General features: G+C 65.7%; 1 protein-coding gene. It reads left to right on the top strand.

Going from position 1 to position 1,747, the window contains the following annotated elements:
* On the top strand, window positions 1–1,522 hold a 1,522-nt coding region (locus JNN06_RS17100), incomplete at its 5' end, for an ABC transporter ATP-binding protein (RefSeq protein ID WP_291240799.1).
* Between the last annotated feature and the right edge of the window lie 225 nt (window positions 1,523–1,747).

Genomic DNA, 1,747 nt, shown 5'->3' with positions numbered 1-1,747 from the left:
GTTGCTGGTCTATCTGGTGAATACCGGGTTGATGGCGGTGGTCACCTATTGGGGGCATATGCTGGGCATCAACATCGAAACCGAGATGCGGGCCCGTGCCTTTGCCCATCTCACCCGGTTGGGCTGGGGTTGGTATGACCGCGCCCGCACCGGCAAGATGGTGGCGCGCGTGACCCGTGATCTGGAAGAGATCGGCGAGGTGGCCCATCATGGACCCGAGGATCTGTTCATCGCGGTGATGACCTTTGCCGGCGCGTTCTTCCTGATGTTCAGCCTGCATCCGCAACTGGCACTGATGACGGCGGCGATCGTGCCCCTGATGGTGGCGGTGGTGTCGATCTTCGGCGCGCGCATGACCCGCACATGGCAGGCGATCTATGGCCGGGTGGGCGATTTCAACGTGCGGCTGGAAGAGGCGCTGGGCGGCATCCGTGTGGTGCAGGCCTTTGCCAATGAAAGCCACGAGCGCGCTTTGTTCGCGGGCGACAATCAGCGCTATCGCAAGACCAAGTTGCAGGCCTATGGCGTGATGGCCAAGGCCGGTGCGCTTCAGTACATGGGATTACGCTTTGTGCAGGTGCTGGTCATGGTGGCCGGGGCGTGGTTTGTCATGCAGGGGCAGCTGACGGGGGGTGGCTTTGTCGGCTTCCTGTTGCTGGTCACGGTGTTTTTCCGCCCGCTGGAAAAGATTGCCGCCGTGATCGAAACCTATCCGCGCGGCATTGCAGGCTTTCGCAACTATCTGGATTTGCTGAACACTTCGCCGGGCATCGAGGATGCGCCCGATGCACAGTCCGCGCCCGCCCTGCGTGGTGACATCGCCTTTGAGGGCGTGCATTTCGCCTATGACCCCGCGCGCCCGATCCTGTCGGGCATTGATCTGACCGTGCGCGCGGGCGAGACCGTGGCCTTTGTCGGCGCCTCGGGCGCCGGAAAAACCACGCTTCTCGCGCTTTTGCCCCGGTTTTACGATCCGCAGGCCGGACGCATCACGATTGACGGCCTGCCTTTGGCCGCGATGACGCTGGAAAGTCTGCGCCGTCAGATCGGCCTTGTGTCGCAGGATGTGTTCCTGTTCGGCGGCACCCTGCGCGAGAATATCGCCTATGGCCGCCTTGGCGCCAGCGAGGCCGAGGTGCAGGAGGCTGCCGCGCGGGCGCAGCTTGGCCCGCTGATCGCCAGCCTGCCCGAGGGGTTGGAGACGGTGGTGGGCGAGCGCGGCGTGATGCTCTCGGGCGGGCAGAAACAGCGGGTGGCGATTGCCCGCGTTTTCCTGAAAAACCCGCCGATCCTGATCTTGGACGAGGCGACCAGCGCCCTGGACAGCGAGACCGAGCGCGAGATTCAGGCGGCGCTGGAGGCCCTGGCCGTCGGCCGCACCACCTTGGTCATCGCGCATCGCCTGGGCACCATCCGCAAGGCGGATCGCATTGTGGTGATGGCCGAGGGGCAGGTTGTCGAAAGCGGTAACCATCAGGCCTTGCTGGAAAAAGGCGGCGCCTACGCGCGGCTGGCGGCGTGATCTAGTGTCGCATCCCATGGCCGAGGCCATCGCCGAGGTCACGCGGTGCCGTTTCCGCGTTTGGGCCGGTGGCCCAAAGCCACCGGCCCGCGCCCGCCCTCCGGGCGGCGGGCGCTTTGCGCCCACCGGGCGGGCGCGGGCCTCCCGGTCGTCTGTGGCAAGGGTCTTGCGGTGCGGTGCCCACAAGGGGCGGGGAAACGCGATGCGTTTCCTCTTCCGCCCCTC

Origin of the sequence: Gemmobacter sp., from assembly GCF_016792925.1 — a bacterium.
Classification (GTDB): domain Bacteria; phylum Pseudomonadota; class Alphaproteobacteria; order Rhodobacterales; family Rhodobacteraceae; genus Gemmobacter.
The sequence above is the reverse complement of the archived record's forward strand: the minus strand, read 5'-3'. Positions and strand labels throughout refer to the sequence as shown.